Origin of the sequence: Ensifer sp. 1H6 (assembly GCF_001976035.1) — a bacterium.
GTDB lineage: Bacteria > Pseudomonadota > Alphaproteobacteria > Rhizobiales > Rhizobiaceae > Ensifer > Ensifer canadensis.
Map to the genome: position 1 here is coordinate 41682 of NZ_MOAI01000002.1, position 18010 is coordinate 59691.

At 61.7% G+C, this 18010-nt stretch carries 15 protein-coding genes and 1 pseudogene; 7 read left to right on the forward strand and 9 right to left on the reverse strand.

Annotation, left to right across the window (positions count from 1 at the left end; translation table 11 throughout):
* Positions 1-32 precede the first annotated feature (32 nt).
* From BKP54_RS03115 to coaD, 3 genes are read right to left on the reverse strand one after another with little or no spacing between them, the layout of a single operon-like run.
* Complete coding sequence (locus BKP54_RS03115; RefSeq protein ID WP_025427068.1) at positions 33-542, reverse strand: peptidylprolyl isomerase; 510 nt, start codon at positions 540-542, stop codon at positions 33-35.
* A gap of 22 nt (positions 543-564) precedes the next feature.
* Entirely contained in the window at positions 565-1137 is a 573-nt protein-coding gene (locus tag BKP54_RS03120; protein ID WP_025427069.1) for a peptidylprolyl isomerase, read from the reverse strand.
* A gap of 35 nt (positions 1138-1172) precedes the next feature.
* Positions 1173-1667 (reverse strand): pantetheine-phosphate adenylyltransferase, encoded by a 495-nt coding sequence (gene coaD / locus BKP54_RS03125; protein ID WP_025427070.1) that lies wholly within the window; start codon positions 1665-1667, stop codon positions 1173-1175.
* 362 nt (positions 1668-2029) lie between these two features.
* Here coaD and BKP54_RS37065 point away from each other — a divergent pair, with 362 nt between their 5' ends.
* Entirely contained in the window at positions 2030-2158 is a 129-nt protein-coding gene (locus BKP54_RS37065) for a hypothetical protein (protein ID WP_255569870.1), read from the forward strand.
* A 122-nt stretch (positions 2159-2280) separates the two neighbouring features.
* Here the strand turns inward: BKP54_RS37065 and BKP54_RS03130 are convergent, their stop codons facing one another.
* The 3 genes and pseudogenes from BKP54_RS03130 to BKP54_RS03140 all read right to left on the reverse strand — a co-directional run bounded on the left by BKP54_RS03130 (position 2281) and on the right by BKP54_RS03140 (position 6197).
* The gene (locus tag BKP54_RS03130) at positions 2281-3678 is read right to left on the reverse strand and encodes an MATE family efflux transporter (protein ID WP_025427072.1); all 1398 of its coding nucleotides are present in this window, start codon (positions 3676-3678) and stop codon (positions 2281-2283) included.
* A 149-nt stretch (positions 3679-3827) separates the two neighbouring features.
* Positions 3828-5120 (reverse strand): tetracycline resistance MFS efflux pump, encoded by a 1293-nt coding sequence (locus BKP54_RS03135; protein WP_025427073.1) that lies wholly within the window; start codon positions 5118-5120, stop codon positions 3828-3830.
* Positions 5121-5287: 167 nt separating this feature from the next.
* Positions 5288-6197: pseudogene (locus BKP54_RS03140) on the reverse strand (LysR family transcriptional regulator).
* A gap of 115 nt (positions 6198-6312) precedes the next feature.
* Between BKP54_RS03140 and BKP54_RS03145 the strand changes: the two are divergent.
* Positions 6313-7308, forward strand: coding sequence for an aldo/keto reductase (locus BKP54_RS03145; protein ID WP_025427074.1), 996 nt, complete (start codon positions 6313-6315; stop codon positions 7306-7308).
* Positions 7309-7529: 221 nt separating this feature from the next.
* On the opposite strand, the gene BKP54_RS03150 is transcribed toward BKP54_RS03145, so the two are convergent.
* Positions 7530-8477 carry a neutral zinc metallopeptidase gene (locus BKP54_RS03150; RefSeq protein ID WP_025427075.1) on the reverse strand — a complete coding sequence of 316 codons (948 nt, stop codon included), beginning with the start codon at positions 8475-8477 and terminating at the stop codon, positions 7530-7532.
* Between the two features lie 102 nt (positions 8478-8579).
* Positions 8580-9101: a DUF2306 domain-containing protein gene (locus tag BKP54_RS03155; protein WP_084814272.1), complete on the reverse strand. Its 522-nt coding sequence runs from the start codon at positions 9099-9101 to the stop codon at positions 8580-8582.
* A gap of 90 nt (positions 9102-9191) precedes the next feature.
* On the opposite strand from BKP54_RS03155, the gene BKP54_RS03160 reads away from it, so the two are divergent.
* From BKP54_RS03160 to BKP54_RS03170, 3 genes are all read left to right on the forward strand, one after another.
* Positions 9192-10055 carry a LytTR family DNA-binding domain-containing protein gene (locus BKP54_RS03160; RefSeq protein ID WP_025427077.1) on the forward strand — a complete coding sequence of 288 codons (864 nt, stop codon included), beginning with the start codon at positions 9192-9194 and terminating at the stop codon, positions 10053-10055.
* 521 nt (positions 10056-10576) lie between these two features.
* Positions 10577-14068 (forward strand): carbamoyl-phosphate synthase large subunit, encoded by a 3492-nt coding sequence (gene carB, locus BKP54_RS03165; RefSeq protein WP_025427078.1) that lies wholly within the window; start codon positions 10577-10579, stop codon positions 14066-14068.
* A 209-nt stretch (positions 14069-14277) separates the two neighbouring features.
* A complete protein-coding gene (locus tag BKP54_RS03170) occupies positions 14278-14598 on the forward strand; it encodes a hypothetical protein (protein ID WP_038576103.1) in 321 nt (106 codons plus the stop codon).
* On the opposite strand, the gene BKP54_RS03175 is transcribed toward BKP54_RS03170, so the two are convergent.
* The gene (locus tag BKP54_RS03175; RefSeq protein ID WP_084814273.1) at positions 14599-16089 is read right to left on the reverse strand and encodes an MFS transporter; all 1491 of its coding nucleotides are present in this window, start codon (positions 16087-16089) and stop codon (positions 14599-14601) included.
* Between the two features lie 295 nt (positions 16090-16384).
* Here BKP54_RS03175 and greA point away from each other — a divergent pair, with 295 nt between their 5' ends.
* The gene (gene greA, locus BKP54_RS03180) at positions 16385-16861 is read left to right on the forward strand and encodes a transcription elongation factor GreA (RefSeq protein ID WP_025427081.1); all 477 of its coding nucleotides are present in this window, start codon (positions 16385-16387) and stop codon (positions 16859-16861) included.
* 87 nt (positions 16862-16948) lie between these two features.
* Positions 16949-18004, forward strand: a complete 1056-nt coding sequence (locus BKP54_RS03185) for a glycosyltransferase family 4 protein (protein ID WP_025427082.1) — start codon at positions 16949-16951, stop codon at positions 18002-18004.
* The last annotated feature ends 6 nt before the right edge of the window (positions 18005-18010 follow it).

The following is an 18010-nucleotide window of genomic DNA, read 5'->3' on the forward strand; positions in this document are numbered from 1 at the left end:
GCGACCGGGGCGGGTTTGTGCATTAGCGCAAATCAGGCGTCGGCGGCAACCCGCATGGACACGATGGTGTCGGGATCACGCACCGGTTCGCCGCGCTTGATCTTGTCGATGTTGTCCATGCCTTCGATGACCTGGCCCCAGACCGAGTACTGCTTGTTCAGCCACGGAGCATCGGTGAAGCAGATGAAGAACTGCGAATTGGCCGAGTTCGGCATCTGGCTGCGCGCCATCGAGCACGTGCCACGAATGTGGCTGACGTTCGAGAATTCAGCGTTCAGGTCCGGCTTGGATGAGCCGCCCATGCCGGCACGCGACGGGTTGAAGTGCTCGCCGCCGGTCTTGCCGTACTGGACGTCGCCGGTCTGTGCCATGAAGTCCTCGATCACGCGGTGAAACACCACGCCGTCATAGGCGCCTTCGCGTGCCAGTTCCTTGATTCGGGCGACATGACCCGGAGCCACGTTCGGCATAAGCTCGATGACGACCTTGCCCTTGGTGGTCTCCATGATGATCGTGTTTTCCGGATCTTTGATCTCGGCCATGGGTTTTCTCCTTCTGTTGACTTTACTTGCCGACCTTGACGCTGATCATGCGGTCGGGATCGGCGACGGAGCCGTTGTTGGCGTCGTCACCGAGTTTGATCTTATCGACGTTCTCCATGCCGGAGACGACCTTGCCGACGACCGTGTACTGGCCGTTGAGGAAGTCGCCCGGGGCAAACATGATGAAGAACTGCGAATTGGCGCTGTTGGGATCCTGCGAACGGGCCATGCCGACCGTGCCGCGCTCGAACGGTACGTCGGAAAATTCGGCCGGCAGGTCCGGCTTGGACGAACCGCCCGTGCCCGCAGCCTGGGGCTGGAAGCCGTTTTCCATGTCGCCGTACTGGACGTCGCCTGTCTGGGCCATGAAGCCCTTGATGACGCGGTGGAAGGCGACGTTGTCGTATTCGCCGGCTGTTGCAAGCGCCTTGATCTGCTCGACGTGCTTCGGCGCGATATCAGGGCGAAGCTCGACGACAACAGGGCCATCCTTCAGCGTGATTGTGAGGAAGTTGTCGGCCGACTGCGCAAGCGCCGTTCCCGTCCAGGACGCAAGCGTGACGGCACCGGCGAAAGCGAGGTGGAGGATTTTCATGGTTTCTCCCTGAGTGGTGAATGGAGTGTGGCGGCTCAGGCCTTGCGTTTGGCCTGCAGCGCCGCGTGAACAGCCTTGGGCACGAAGGCACTGACGTCGCCGCCCATGGCCGCGATCTGGCGGACCAATGTGGCTGTAATGGGCCGCGATGCCGTGCCAGCCGGCAAAAACAAGGTCTGGACATCCGGCGCCATCTGCCGGTTCATGCCAGCCATCTGCATCTCGTAATCGAGGTCAGTGCCATCGCGCAAGCCGCGCACAAGCAGCTTTGCGCCGCTTTGCCGCGCAGCGTCGACCACGAGATTGTCGAAGGAGACGACGTCGATGTCGGCGGCACGCTCGGGCAGAAACTCGAGCAGCGACTGGCGAATGAGGTCCGAGCGCTCGTCGAACGAGAAAAGCGGCGCCTTGCCCGGATGGATGCCAATTGCCACGATGACTTTGCGCGCCACGTTCAGCGCCTGAACAAGTACGTCGAGATGCCCGTTCGTCATCGGATCGAAGGAGCCGGGGTAGAATGCCGTCGTCATCGCACCTGTTTCCGTTTGGTGAAGCCTTTTGTCATGGACGGCGACAGATCGCAAGAGTTGTGCAGGAGCGCGGGCCTGTTCCCTGGGAAACAGTGGCACCAAAGAAATGAATGCTAGATGAATGCCATGTTCAAGAGTGTTTCACGTTGCAATCGGTAATGTGAAGCAAGAAAGAACGGAACCTTTTTGAAGATACTGCCGTTTAGGAACCTGAAAGGATGACGGCTATGGGACTTGCTCTGTTTTCGATGACGATGTTTTTCGCAATGATATTTGCGACGATACATGCACTCCGCGACGAGTCCCGTGAGCAACGTGACCGTTCAAGCAACCGTAAGATCTTCGGCTAAAGGTATCATGTCATGGCGACAGTCTTCATGACCGCCGCGGCGGTAATCAGTTTCGTCTTTCTCGTCGATTTTGCCCGCACGATACGCGACCTCCAGCGCGATCGACTGGGCTCCAATGAGACCGGCGGGTTCAACGTTTAGAGACCTTGAGAAACTTCCTCCAGGAGTTTCGGAATAAGCGACCGACATTCTCCCCTGATGTGGTCGCCTTTTGTAAGCCGGACGGCATCCCCTGCCCGTCCGGCTTTTTCTTTGGTCGATGCTTAAGCCGCCGTCACCTTGTGGTCGCGGATCATCCGGAAGAACCGCCAGTTCAGGAACAATGCTGCAGCGGCAAGTCCCAGCACGAAGCCGAACCACACGCCGATGCCGCCGAACTTGAGCGGGAACGCGAAGGCCCAGGCGCAAAGGAACCCGATCGGCCAATAGGAGATCATCGCCAGGATCATCGGCACCTTTGTGTCCTTGAGCCCGCGAAGCATGCCGGCGGCGATTGCCTGCAATCCGTCCACCAGCTGGAACGCGCCGGCGATCACGATGAGCGGAGCGGCAAAGGCGAGCACTTGCGCGGCATCCGGCCGGTTGGTGTCAAGATAAAGGGCGGCGAGCTGGCTCGGGAAGAGAGCGAAGATGGCGCTGCCGATGATCGCAAAGATGGCTCCGAGCACCAGTGCCGAGATCGCGGCACGCCGGACGCCGAGCATGTCGCCACGGCCGTAGGCAAGGCCGACGCGCACGGTTGCCGCCTGCGCAATTCCGAGCGGGATCATGAAGGCGAGCGAGGCGAACTGCAGCGCGATGCCGTGTGCGGCAAGCTCGATCGTGCCGATGGTTCCCATCAGCAACGAGGCGACGGTGAACAGGCTGACTTCGGCAAGAATGGTCAGCGAGATCGGTATGCCGAGATAGACGACTTCCCTGAAGGCGGGCCAATCCGGGCGCCAGAAACGCACGAACAGCTCATACTGGTTCAGTTCCGGTTTGCTCTTGATATAGGCGATGGTCAGCACCGTGCCGAGCACGGCCACGCCAAGGGCGGCGACGGCCGCGCCGAAGATGCCCAGCTGCGGAAAGCCGTAGTGGCCGTAGATCAGCACGTAGCAAAGCGCTGCATTGAGAACCAGCGTTGCCAGTGTGACATAGAGAATGATCCCCGCCCGCTCCAGACCGCTCAGGAACGCCCGCAGCACCATGAAGATGAGGCCGGGAAAGATCGCCCATTGCGCAATGTGCAGATACTCGGCCGCGAGTGCCGCGACCTCCGGCTGCTGGCCGGCAAGCAGCAGGATCGGTTCCGCCAGCCAGAGCACCGGCGCCGTCAGCACGCCATAGCACAGCACCACCCAGAGACCCATGCGCACGGAGCGACGCACGGAGACCTTGTCGCCCCTGCCCTGGGCTTGCGCGGCCATCGGTACGACCGCGTTGGCGAAGCCGCTGCCGAAGATGTAGATGGTAAAGTACATCTGCGTCGCCAGGATGATTGCCGCAAGCTGCGTTGCGCCAAGCTTGCCCACCATCAAGACGTCGGTTGTGTTGATCGCAAGCTGCGCCAGCTGTGCGCCGATGAAGGGCACCCCGAGATAGAGGCTTGCACGATAATGAGTGCGCCATGAATTGTCGGTTTGCACCGGGGTCGGGCTCGCAGTGGCGGTCAGCATGACGGATTCCTGGATGTCGACGCGGCCGAAATGCGGCAGGTCAGAACGAAGGCAAGGATGACCGAAATAGATCACGGCCGGCAAAAGAACCAGTAACAAAGCTCCGACTGCTCAATTTTTCATCCAAAGATCACGAATATTGATCAATTTCAGTGCATGGCACTGCGATCGGAGTAGCGCGGTTCGGCCATGGACACTGCGGGCTCGATATGTTCAGCCGCGACCGCGAGCCGTTTTGGTGCCTTGAGCCAGAACACCGCGAGCGCACCGACGACGAAGCAACTGGCGAGTGCATAGGGGGCGCCTGAGAAGGAGACCGTGGTCGTCGGGCTCGTGAAGTAGCCGAAGATCTGGGTGAAGATCAGCGGGCCGATGATCGTCGTGATGCTGCCGATACTGGTGAGCGCCCCTTGCAACTCTCCCTGCGCCGACGGCGGCACATGGCCGGCGGCGATGCTGCGCAGCGGCGGATCGGCGAGGCTTTCGAGCGCGGTGGCGATAATCACGGCATAGATCATCCAGCCCTGCCAGGCAGCAGCGTAGCCCGCGGCACCGAGTGCCGTGAAAATCAGGCCGAGGACGGCCGTCCGCCACTCGCCAAGCCGCGGCACGACGCGCGGCAGTACGAACGCCATCACCATGGCACCGCCGATGCCGAAGATGCCGAGCGACAGGCCGATTTCCCCCTCGCTCCAGCCGTACCGGTAAGACGATACGAACGACCAGACGGACGGATAAACCGAATGCGCCATCCAGAACAGGAAGAACACCAGCCCGACCCAGCCGATGCCGGGATAGTTGCGCATCTGCCTGAGCGCGCCGAGTGGATTGGCGCGCCGCCATTCGAAGCGGCGACGATGCGCCTTGTCCAATGTCTCCGGCAGCAGAAAAACGCCGAGCAGGAAGTTGATGAAGGAAAGTGCCGCGGCACCATAGAACGGCACACGCGGACCCAGTTCGCCAAGCAGCCCGCCAATGACCGGCCCCAGTGCAAAGCCGGATCCGAACGCGATTCCGATCAGGCCGAAATTCTTCGCCCGGTTTCCGTCATGGCTGATGTCGGCGATATAGGCCGAAGCGGTGCCGAAGCTGGCGCCGCTGATGCCGGCGAGCACACGGCCGACGAAGAGCATCCAGTAGCTGGTCGCGAGAGCGCAGATCAGATTGTCGATGGCGAAGGTGAGCACGGAGGCAAGCAGGATCGGCCGGCGTCCGAAACGGTCGCTGAGGTTGCCGATGAGGGGCGCGAACAGGAACTGCATCGCGGCATAGACGAGCAGCAGCCAGCCGCCGTCGATCGCCGCGTCGCTGACATTGGCGCCGGTCAGCTCCTCCAGATAGGTGGGCAGCACCGGCACGATGATGGCGATGCCGATGATGTCGAGAAGCAGGATGAGAAAGACGAGGAACAGGCCGCGCCGCACGAACTTTTCGTCGAGCATGAAACTCTCCCTGCGCCATCCGTCGCCAGCGCGGAGACAGAACGTGAACGACGTTACCAATTTAGGTGTAACGCGTAATTTTAGTCGAAACAATACGTGAACATCTCAAAGTTTTTTATGAGAACAATCGCGTTTGTTGATCCATTGCTCCCCAAAATGGCCGCCATTCAGCGCACCCCTGACCGTTGCTCGGCCTTGAGAAAGTCGACGAAGGCTCGAAGCGGCGCCGGCATGTGGCGGCGGCTGGCATAGTAGAGAAACGGCCCTGGAAAGGGCGTCACCCATTCGTCGAGGATCGTCACGACGGCGCCGGATTTGAGATGCGGCGCCAGGAACTCCTCGAACGTCCGGATGACGCCGAGACCTTCGACTGCAGCGGCAATTTCAAGATCGACCGAGTTCGCGATGACGACAGTCGGAGGGGCGATCGAGATTGCTGCGTCTCCGTCACCGAACTCCCAGGCTAGGCTGACGCCGCTTGCGAAGCGATGCCGGATGCAGGCATGCTCCAGAAGATCGTGCGGGTGTTGCGGCAAGGCCGTGTCGCGCGAGATAGTCCGGCGACGCGGCAGTGATGTAGCGTTGCTGCCGCGGTCCGATCGGAATGGCGATCATGTCGCGCTCGACCCGCTCTTCGTAGCGGATGCCGGCGTCGAAGCCGGCGGCAAGGACGTCGATGAAGCCGTCGTCTGCCGTCACCTCCAGCGAAATGGCAGGATTTACCTTCAGAAAGCGCCCAATGATCGAGGGCAGGATCACGCGCGCGACGACCGTGGGCACGTTCAGTTTCAGGGTTCCTGCGGGACTGTCGCGCAATTCGCTCACCTGGTCGAGCGCGCCGGCAATCTCCCCGAGTGCCGGCTGCAGGCGCTCGAGTAGCCGCATGCCGGCTTCCGTCGGTGTTACACTGCGGGTCGTGCGGTTGAGGAGCCGCACATCGAGTTTGGCTTCGAGCCGCCGCAGCGCTTCGCTCAGCGACGAAGCGGAAACGCCCCGCTTCTCGGCGGCAGCGCGAAAGCTGCGCTCGCGCGCAACGGCGGTGAAGGCATCGAGGTCGGCGAGAGGAAGATCGTTCATTGTGCGAAATGCCGTACGGCTTGTTCTGACTGTACGGGATTATCGCACGATAGGACCGGGCGTAACAATGGGGACGAAGAAGGGCGCAAAGGCGCGCCGCCGAAGGAGAACGAGAATGGATCAGGTTTCGCTCGGAAAAGTCGGCCCTATGGTTTCCAACATCGGCCTTGGCTGCATGGGCATGTCGGGCATGTATGGCCCGTCGGATCGTACGGAAAGCATCGCCACGTTCCATGCGGCGCTCGATGCGGGAATTACGCTCATCGATACCGGCGACTTCTATGGCATGGGCCACAACGAGATGCTGATTGGCGAAGCGCTCAAGGGCCAGGACCGCGATCGGGTCGTTCTCAGCGTGAAGTTCGGTGCCTTGAGAGACGCTGGTGGCAGTTGGGTGGGCTATGATTGCCGACCGAAGGCGGTGCGCAACTTTCTCGCCTATACCCTGCAGCGGTTGGGCGTCGACCATATCGACATCTACCGCCCTGCCCGTCTCGACCCGGACGTGCCGATCGAAGAAACAGTGGGCGCAATCGCTGATCTGGTGCAGGCAGGTTATGTCAGGCATATCGGGCTTTCGGAAGTCGGATCCGAGACCATCCGAAGGGCAGCGGCCGTCCATCCCATCGCGGATCTGCAGATCGAATATTCGCTGATCTCGCGCGGCATCGAGGACGATATCCTGCCCACGTGCCGTGCGCTCGGTATCGGCATTACCGCCTATGGCGTGCTGTCGCGCGGCCTGATCAGCGGCCATTGGCAGAAGGATGCGGTCGCACGTGGCGACTTCCGCGCGGCCAGCCCACGTTTTCAGGCGGGCAATGTCGACACAAATCTGGCCCTTGTCGACGCGCTGAAGCGCGTGGCGGATGCGAAGGGCGCCACCGTGGCACAGATTGCGATCGCCTGGGTCGCAGCCCAAGGCAAGGATATCGTGCCGCTCATCGGTGCACGTCGTCGCGACCGGCTGGCCGAAGCGCTGGCATCGCAAGCGGTACATCTGACACCGGAAGATCTGGCCGCGATCGAGCGGGCGGTGCCGAGGGATGCGGCCGCAGGCGCGCGCTATCCCGAGGCGCAGCTCGCCCATATGGACAGCGAGCGCCATTAGAGCATTTCCAGGAAAAGTGCGAAGCGGTTTTCCGTCAGGAAATGCGTGAAAACATGCAGCAATTCAAAGTGCTACAGCGATCTTTGCGCGTCGAATAAGACGCGCAGCGCTGTAGAGTGTTCTCTGCAACTTTGTCTAACCCAGAGCGCTCTAATCCCGGGTAACGAAAGGGGCCGACAGTTCTCGCCGGCCCCTTTGCTTTTTCCCTGGACGGTCTGGAATCAGACCTGGCCGGAGAAGGTGTCGCAGGCCGCCATCTTGCCGCTGTCGAAGCCGCGCTTGAACCAGCGCATGCGCTGCTCCGATGTGCCGTGGTTGAAGCTTTCCGGGACGACGTAGCCCTGCATGCGTTTCTGCAGCGTGTCGTCGCCGATCTGGGTGGCGGCGTTCAGCGCCTCTTCCAGATCGCCCTGCTCCAACAGGCCCTTCTGCTGGGTATACTTGCCCCAGACGCCGGCGAAGCAATCAGCCTGCAGTTCGACGCGAACCGACATCTGGTTGGCTTCGGCTTCACCCATCGACTGGCGCATCTGGTTGAACTTCGGCAGCACGCCGATCAGGTTCTGAACATGGTGGCCAACTTCATGCGCAACGACATAGGCCTGCGCGAAGTCGCCAGATGCGCCGAACTTCTGCTCAAGCTCGTCGAAGAAACCCATGTCGAGATAGACCTTGCGGTCACCAGGGCAGTAGAACGGGCCGGACGCTGCCGAGGCAAAGCCGCAGGCGGAGCGCACGGAGCCGCTGAACAGCACCATCTTCGGCTCTTGATATTGTTCGCCGCTCGCCTGGAAGATGCCGTTCCAGGTGTCTTCGGTTTCGGCCAGCACCGTCGACATGAAGGCTTTCATCTCTTCTTCCTGCGCCGATCCGCGGGGTACCGGCGAGCCATCGCTCTGCTCGAAGCCCGGCTGCGCGACCGGACCGCCGCCGCCGTTCAGCACCTGCAGCATGTCGATGCCCAAGGCCTTCAGGATGAAATAGAGCACGACCAGAAAGATGATGGTGCCGAAGCTCATGCCGCCGCCGGCGCCACGCATGCCTCCGCCACCGCCGGGCATGCGGAAGCCACCACCGCGGCCGAATGGATTACCGCCCAGACCGCCGCCGGGGCTCGCCCCGCGCTGGTCCTCAACGTTTCCGGATTGGCGGCGGCCTTTCCATTCCATGATCTGTCCTCCCGGCATGGATCGATACGCAATATCGGTCAGACCTTTTATATGCCGGGCCGAATGCCGTTGTAAAACGCAATCAGGCCCGTAAGGTTGCGATCAAGCTAATCTTTTCGAGGACTTGCGGCGACCGAAGAGACGACCCTGTCGGATCGACAGGACGGCTGCGGAAATGAGCAGCGCAGCCAGCAGAGCCGCCATCACCGCTGACTGCCAGATCGAAAGCTCGGAGAACAGGCTCGCATGCAGCAGCCTTCCGGGCAGCAGTGTGAAGAGGCCGGAAACGACAATGCCGCCGAGATACATGCCAGCCACATGCCCGCGATGCGCGGGGATGTCGTGCCGCCGGGCGGCCGCAATCGTCTGCCAGCTGCCGAAGAGCACATAGATCGACAACAGGTGAATGGGGCTGAAACCGCCGACCAGCTTGATTTCATGGATGAAGAACGTGGAGAATGCGGTCACGACCATGAGTGCGAGCCAGATTTTGCCGAGCAGCCTATGCAGGCGTGTGCCCTTCGGACGGGCAAGCAGGAAAGCACCAAGGATGGCAGCCGGGATGACGGTCGCGACGTGCAGCTGCACTGCGAACGATGCATGGAGAAGAGGTGAAAATGTCATGAAAAATTTCTATGCTGTTGATTTTCCCCGAACTTGCGGCAGGCTCCGGGCTGCGCTCAAACGCTTTGACTGGAACGGACGGAAAACTTCGTGAAACGCCCATTTCTGCAATCCACGCTTCGTGAGCTGCATCTTGTCGTCAAGGCGCCACGCCTCTGGGCAACCTTTGCTGCAGTCGTGCTGATCTTTTGGGTCACGGGGCCCTATGGCACTGCCGAACGCCTGGCTGTCGTGCCGCGGCTCGGGTTCTGGCTCGTGCTGCACGCCGTCACCTGGGCGATCGCAATCGTTTCGGCCGTGCTTGCCAATGGCCTGCTGCGCGAAAAGGTTGCCTCCGGTTTCGTTCGCATGATGATCGGTGCAGCCGTTGCCAGCATACCGATCGGCCTCGTGACCACCGCGATCGGCTCGGCGACCTTTTCGGCCATTCCAACAGTCGCTGACGTCATGACGGACATCGCGACCGGCCTGTTCCTGTCGCTCTTGTTCTGCACCTTGACCTGGATGACGATGAACACTGAATTCGCCTTGGAGCTGAATGACGCCGGCACCACCGCAATCGCGTCCGACGAGGCCGGGCAACAGACGTCCCGCAACCCGGCTCTTCTCAAGGAGACGGGCCGGGTACCGCTGCTTCTGCGCCTGAAACCCGCCAATCGCGGCCTGCCGCTGCACGTGACGGTTAGCGATCACTACACGGAAGTGACGACCACTCTCGGCCGTGAACTCGTCCTGTTGCGCTTCGCCGATGCGCTCGGTGAACTCGGCCCGGTGGCGGGCCTGCAGGTCCATCGTTCCCATTGGGTGGCGGACGCGCATGTTGCACGCCTCGTCCGTGATAACGGTCGCATGACGATCCTGCTTTGCGATGGAACCGAAGTGCCGGTGAGCCGCACCTATGCTGCGGCCGTGCGGCAGCGCTGGGGTTATCGCCTTCCTCGATCGCGTCCTTGACCGTCCCGCTTTGACAATCCTATTGGCACCAGGGAAATTGTGGAGGGAGGCATGGTCATGAAGGCGTTGCGGCTCGAGGCGATTGACGACCTGTTCCTGGGTGAAGTGAACTTCCTGCGTAAGGTGGACGCCTGCTCCCGGCCCTGGTGACCTGCTGGTGCGCGTCGAGGCGTGTGGCACCGACAGGCACCTCTTGCACGGAGGATCGCGCGGCACGTTTCGCTCGATGAAGCCGCCAGCGTGATTGCCCATCCGCCTGCTGCCGGCGAGGTCGAGGTTCTGGTGGTACCGGGCGTGATTTGACGGCCCGCATGCGGCTTTGGGACCGCCGTCCGACACGTTGCAAAAGCCCATGCCGAAATATGTCGGCTTTCCTGTCGATTCCGGAATTTTCGGGGTTTCGCTTGCAGATACATTTGCCTATAAGCCGCTTCTAGCCTGAAAAGACCATCAATGCGTGCCCGGCCGGTGACCTCCCACTTTGGCCGGTTTTTCGCGCAGCTAGAAACGGATGACCGACCATGCCGAAGCGCCAAGATATCAAATCGATCCTCATCATCGGCGCGGGGCCGATCGTCATCGGTCAGGCATGCGAATTCGACTATTCCGGCACCCAGGCCTGCAAGGCGCTGAAGGAGGAAGGCTACCGCGTCATCCTCGTCAACTCCAACCCGGCAACGATCATGACCGACCCGGGTCTGGCGGACGCAACATACGTCGAGCCGATCACCCCGGAAGTCGTTGCCAAGATCATTGCCAAGGAGCGCCCAGACGCACTGCTGCCGACCATGGGCGGCCAGACCGCGCTCAACACCGCGCTGTCGCTGCGCCGCATGGGCGTTCTCGACCGCTACAATGTCGAGATGATCGGCGCCAAGCCGGACGCGATCGACAAGGCAGAAGACCGCGCGCTCTTCCGCGAGGCGATGGCCAAGATCGGCCTGGAGACGCCGAAGTCGCGCCTGGCGAACGCCACCGACATCAAGGACCACGACCGCAAGGTGCATGAGGCCGAACGCGCCGAACTGAAGGGCCGCCTTTCCGGGCCGGAACTCGACACGGCGCTCGACGAACTGGAAAACCAGTGGAACCTCGGCGAAGGCGATCGCAAGCAGCGCTACATGAACCATGCGATGGCCATCGCCGCGCAGGCGCTCGACGATGTCGGCCTGCCGGCGATCATCCGCCCGTCGTTCACACTCGGCGGCACCGGCGGCGGCATCGCCTATAACCGCACCGAATTCTTCGACATCGTCGGCAGCGGCCTCGACGCATCGCCGACCACCGAAGTGCTGATCGAAGAATCGGTTCTCGGCTGGAAGGAATACGAGATGGAAGTCGTCCGCGACACGGCGGACAACTGCATCATCATCTGCTCGATCGAAAACATCGACCCGATGGGCGTGCACACCGGCGATTCGATCACCGTTGCTCCGGCGCTGACGCTGACGGACAAGGAATACCAGATCATGCGCAACGCCTCGATCGCGGTGCTGCGCGAGATCGGCGTCGAGACCGGGGGCTCGAATGTGCAGTTCGCCGTCAACCCCAAGGATGGTCGTCTCGTCGTCATCGAGATGAACCCGCGCGTTTCGCGCTCCTCGGCTCTCGCTTCCAAGGCAACCGGCTTCCCGATCGCCAAGATCGCGGCCAAGCTCGCCATCGGCTACACGCTCGACGAACTCGAGAACGACATCACCGGCGGCGCGACGCCGGCATCCTTCGAGCCGTCGATCGACTACGTCGTCACCAAGATCCCGCGCTTTGCCTTCGAGAAATTCCCAGGCGCCTCGCCGGTCCTGACCACTGCGATGAAGTCGGTCGGTGAAGTCATGGCGATCGGCCGTACCTTTGCCGAATCGCTGCAGAAAGCGCTGCGTGGCCTTGAGACCGGGCTCACCGGTCTCGATGAAATCGAAATCCCTGACATGGACGAGAACGGCGATGGCCGTAACGCTATCCGTGCCGCGATCGGTACGCCGACGCCGGACCGTCTGCGCATGGTTGCCCAGGCGCTGCGTCTCGGCATGAGCGAGGCCGAAGTTCACGAGGCAAGCAAGATCGACCCGTGGTTCATCGCCCAGTTCAAGGCGATCGTCGACATGGAAGCGCGCGTCCGCGAGCACGGCCTGCCTCAGGATGCTGAGAACCTGCGCATGCTGAAGGCCATGGGCTTCTCCGATGCCCGGCTGGCAACGCTCGGCGGCAAGCGCCCGAAGGAAGTGGCAGAACTTCGAAACGCGCTCAACGTCCGCCCGGTCTATAAGCGCATCGACACCTGCGCCGCCGAATTCGCCTCGCCGACCGCCTACATGTACTCGACCTACGAGACGCCTTTCGTTGGTGCGGCCCGCTCTGAGGCTGATGTCTCCGACCGCAAGAAGGTCGTCATCCTCGGCGGTGGTCCGAACCGGATCGGCCAGGGCATCGAGTTCGACTATTGCTGCTGCCATGCCGCCTTCGCTTTGAAGGACGCTGGCTATGAAGCGATCATGATCAACTGCAACCCCGAGACCGTTTCGACCGACTACGACACGTCGGACCGGCTCTACTTCGAGTCGCTGACCGCTGAAGACGTGATCGAGATCATGCGCGCCGAGCAGGAAAAGGGCGAACTGGTCGGCGTCATCGTGCAGTTCGGCGGCCAGACGCCGCTGAAGCTGGCGGAAGCACTGGAAAAGAACGGCATCCCGATCCTCGGCACCGCACCCGACATGATCGACCTTGCCGAAGACCGCGACCGCTTCCAGAAGCTGCTGATGAAGCTCGATCTCAACCAGCCGAACAACGGCATCGCCTATTCGGTCGAACAGGCACGCCTCGTTGCCGCCGAAATCGGCTTCCCGCTGGTCGTGCGTCCGTCCTACGTTCTCGGTGGCCGGGCCATGCAGATCATCCATTCGGAAAGCATGCTGCAGACATATCTGCTCGATACAGTTCCGGGCCTCGTTCCGGAAGACATCAAGCAGCGTTACCCGAACGACAAGACCGGCCAGATCAACACGCTTCTCGGCAAGAACCCGCTGCTGTTCGACAGCTACCTGAGCAACGCCACGGAAGTCGACGTCGACTGCCTCTGTGACGGCAAGGATGTGTTCGTCTCGGGTATCATGGAGCACATCGAGGAGGCCGGCATTCACTCCGGCGACAGTGCCTGCTCGCTGCCGGTTCACACGCTCGACAACGCGATGGTCGACGAGCTGGAACGCCAGACGACGGCGCTGGCCAAAGCACTCAATGTCGGTGGTCTGATGAACGTCCAGTTCGCGATCAAGGACGGCACGATCTACGTGCTCGAAGTCAACCCGCGCGCCTCGCGCACCGTGCCCTTCGTCGCCAAGACCATCGGTGCGCCGATCGCCAAGATCGCTGCCCGCGTGATGGCCGGTGAAGCGCTGGATGTGGCGATCGCCGCCTACGGCGAAAAGCCCGACCCGCGCAACCTGAAGCACATCGCCGTCAAGGAAGCCGTGTTCCCGTTCGCCCGCTTCCCCGGTGTCGACACGCTGCTCGGCCCGGAAATGCGCTCGACTGGCGAAGTCATCGGCCTTGATACCGACTACGCGCTTGCTTTTGCCAAGTCGCAGCTCGGTGCCGGCGTCGATCTGCCGCGCGACGGAACGGTGTTCGTATCCGTCCGCGACGAAGACAAAACCCGCGTCCTACCGGCGATCCGCATTCTCGTCGACATCGGCTTCAAGGTGATGGCGACCGGCGGCACCGCCCGCTTCCTCGGTGAAAACGGCATTGCCGCCGTCAAGGTCAACAAGGTCCAGGAAGGTCGTCCGCATGTCGAGGACGCGATCCGCAACCGGCAGGTCCAGCTTGTCATCAACACGACGGATGGCAACAAAGCGATCTCGGATTCCAAGTCGCTTCGCCGCGCGACATTGATGCAGAAGGTGCCCTACTACACCACCATGGCAGGTGCAGAGGCGGCAGCGCGCGCGATCAAGGCGCTCAAGGCCGGCAACCTCGAGGTTCGCCCGCTCCAGAGCTACTTCAAGGCCTGATCGAACGACGGCTGCGCGCATCTTTGGGTGCGCGCAGTTGGGCCGCTGACGAGCGGCGGCTCGATGCTCAGCCGAAATCGCTCTACGAGTGCGCAATCTCCCCCTCATTGTTGTGAACGCCACCTGAACGCCGGGTTCAGCCTAGGTTCGGTCGCCGGGTGCTTACATGCCCACATGCGCTCCCAAGTCGGAAAGATCCGGCACTGCGCATGGGATGGGGCAACATCGTGCAGGTCTATTTCTTCGATTTGTATTGGGGCGACGAGCGCTTTGTCGACGAGGACGGCATCAGCCACTTCGACGAAGGTTCCGCCCTGTATTACGGCCAGCGAATTGCCGACAAGATTGGCCGCGATGCCGACTATGGATCGCTGAGGGTCCATGTGCGCTCGGGCAGCGGCGAGATTCTGGCGACGATTGCGCCGTCAGACGGTCGTGGCCGTGAACAGGACGCTTTGATCGGTCGAGGCAGCCTTGGCGTATTCCGCCGCCCCACCGAAACCGCCGCCGCCCTGCCCACGGCCTGGTGATCAATCGACCGTCACGGGCCGCTGTGCCCGAGCCTCGCTGCGTGTTGGCCTTCGGCTGCGCGCAAGCCGGACAGTCCTGATGCCGAAGAACAACGACGCAACCGAGATCACGCAACTCAAGGCAAACACCGCTAACAGCGCGTCGCGCATGACGGCCAACCGTGCGCCTTCATCGAAGCCGCGTATGTTGGCGGTCAGCCCGAAGACGGCTGCGCCGACTGCGTAACCTGCGGATTGCAGCGTCGGCAGCAGTGCCGAAGTCTTGTCTCGCTCAGGGGGCGGCGACACATCCATCAGCAATTGGCTGAGCGTGCCCCAGCAGACGCCGAAGCCGGCACCAATGGCAATTTGACCTGCGAAAACCAACCGAAACTCCGCTGTCGCGATCGCGACCGTCAGGCCGATGAGCCCGAGGCAAAGCAGCAGTGGCCCGACCCAGATCAATCGTACACGCAGATCATGCGAGCGCAGGCTCGCCACCAGAATGGCGGTCAAGCTCCACGACATCGCCATCAGCGCGCTCGAGAATCCGGCGGCCGTCGGGCCGAAATTCCAGAGGTGTTGCAAGCCGTAGACGAGATAGACGGAGCCGGAAGCCTGCGCCAACGGCATCAGCAGAATGATCCAGAGGCCGGTGCCGAGCGGGCGCCCGATCGAAAATGCGCCAAGCGGGAGAATTGAGTGCCTGGAGCGACGGTCGAGATGCACAGTGTTGACGAGAACGGCGATCGCTACGACCACGAGCGCCGCCATGGCAAATCCGTTCTGGAGCATATTCGAAACCGAGATCAGCAGTATGCCCAGGCCAAATGCGATCAGGCGAAAAAGCGGAATGGGTTGCACGATCTGCGCCGAAGCCGACCGTCTGGGTACGATGGCAAGGACCAGCGCAATAAAGATGGCGGCGGCGGGAATGTTGACGAAGAAGGCCGCACGCCATGACCAGTGTTCGGTGAGAAATCCTGAAATGAGCGGACCGGCAAAGGCAGCACTTGCCCAGACGATGGCCTCTGCACCGAAGACCTTCGGCACGAGCCGAGGCGGGAAAAGCTCCGGGATCAGTGCATAGCAAATAGCGGCAATGATGCCCTCGCCCAGCCCTTGAAACAGCCTTCCGACCAGGACCTGCGGCATGCTCGTCGCCAGCGTCGCAATCACTGTGCCGGTGACGAAGACAAGCGCTGCTGCGATCAACGCATTGCGGGCGCCGAAGCGCGCCTTGAGATTGGCAGCCAATGCCCCGCCGATGATTGCAAAGACGAGATAGAGGGTGAAGGCCCAGGAGAGCAGTGCCGCACCGCCAAATTCCTCGACTGCCGTCGGGAGCGCGGTCGAGATGAAGAACTCGTTGAAGGCAAAGAGCGCGACACCGAGGCAAAGCGTCACGGTCGCCGCCAGATGGTTGGGTTGCAACAACTCGACCCAACGCCCTTCCGCTTCTGAATGGCCCTCGGCTTTCCCTGCGTCGCGGTCGTCTTTTGTCGTGCTCATCCTGTCATTTCCGTGTGTTCGTCGTTTCGGAAACAGAACTGTTACGACCTCAACCGCGGTTGAGGTAAAGCCCATTATCGAGGATGTCAAATTGGTAGGAGCGTCTGCAAGTTGCGCCCCCCAAGTGAAGGACGCGGTGGATCATGGCGAAAAATCTGGCATTGGCAGTTTCCTTTCTGCTATAAGAACGGTTCGGATATTTCGGACGGTTCCGGTGCTTGCGCGCCGGAGACCGTTTTCTTTTGCGTTGGCGCCGCCCCCAAGCGGCGCCTCGTGCTTGATGAAGGACATTGAAATGGTCGACAAAGTGCCGATGACACAGGGTGGATTCGTCAACCTGCAGGAGGAGCTGCGCTGGCGCCAGCAGGAAGAGCGACCACGAATCATCGAGGCCATCGCCGAAGCACGCGCGCATGGCGACTTGTCGGAAAATGCCGAGTACCATGCCGCCAAAGAGGCTCAGAGCCACAACGAGGGTCGCGTCGGCGAACTCGAAGACCTGATCGCGCGCGCCGAAGTCATCGACCTGTCGAAGATGTCCGGCTCCAAGATCAAGTTCGGTGCCAAGGTGAAGCTCGTCGACGAGGACACCGAGGAAGAAAAAACCTACCAGATCGTTGGCGATCAGGAAGCGGACGTTAAGGCTGGACGCATCTCCATCTCGTCGCCGATCGCCCGCGCGCTGATCGGCAAGGAAGTCGGCGATTCCATCGAAGTGAACGCACCCGGCGGTTCCAAGGCCTACGAAATCCTCGCGGTAAACTGGGGCTGATCGCCCCTTTGGGGCGACGGTTCCGCTTCGCCCCGATCCCCCTGCCTCCAAGACATTGACTGTCGCATGCGCAAGGAGAGCGATTCCGTGGCTGACATCCGGGACGTCGAGGTGATCGCTCCCAATTTCAAGCGGCGCCTCTCGGGCGTTACCTCGACAATCATCCAACTCATCCCGATCCAGCGCGCGCTGGGTCAGAAGATCGCGGTGCTCGGTCCGGGTCTTCCCGACAGTCTGCCTTCGATCAGGTTTCTCGATCTCCTGCATCTCTGGAAAGCGCCCGACGGCCGGCGCTGCCGCGTCTGGCACGCTCGGCGCAACGTCGAGATGTTGCCGGCGATCATCCTGCGCGATCTCCTGCGCATGAAGTTGAAGATTGCCTTCACCTCGGCATCCCAGCGCCGCCATACGGGCTGGAGTAAATTTCTGATCGGCCGTATGGATGCGGTGATCGCGACAAGCGGCAAGACAGCCGCCTATCTCGAAGTGCCGAACGACGTCATCCTGCACGGGATCGATACCATACGGTTCCAGCCGCCCGTCGATCAGCATCAGGCGAAGGCCGCACTTGGCGTCGATCCGGCCCAGAAATTCGTCGGCTGCTTCGGGCGGGTCCGCCGTCAGAAGGGCACCGATCTCTTCGTTGATAGCATGATCGCCCTCCTGCCCTGCCGTCCAAGCTGGAGCGCGATCGTTGCCGGTCGGGCGACGGGTCCGCATGTGGCATTTGAAAACGAGCTCAAGGAGCGCGTCGCCAAAGCCGGGCTTGCCGAGCGTATCCTGTTTGTCGGTGAACACACCAACATTCCCGACTGGTACCGGGCGCTCGATCTTTTCGTCGCGCCGCAGCGCTGGGAAGGATTCGGTCTGACACCGCTCGAAGCCATGGCAACGGGCGTTCCCGTCGTGGCGACCGATGTCGGCGCATTTTCCGAACTGGTTGTGAGCGGTGCAGGCGAAACCGGGACGATCGTCCCGGCCGATAACCTTCAAGCCATGGTCGAGGCGACGGCCGCGTTCATGGATGGTGACCGGCGGCGCACAGCAGCGGGTGCGAATGGCCTTGTCCGCACCGCCACTTCGTTTGCGATCGAAGGCGAAGCGGCCGCCATCAATTCAGTGTACGAACGGCTGATGCGCTGACCGGCC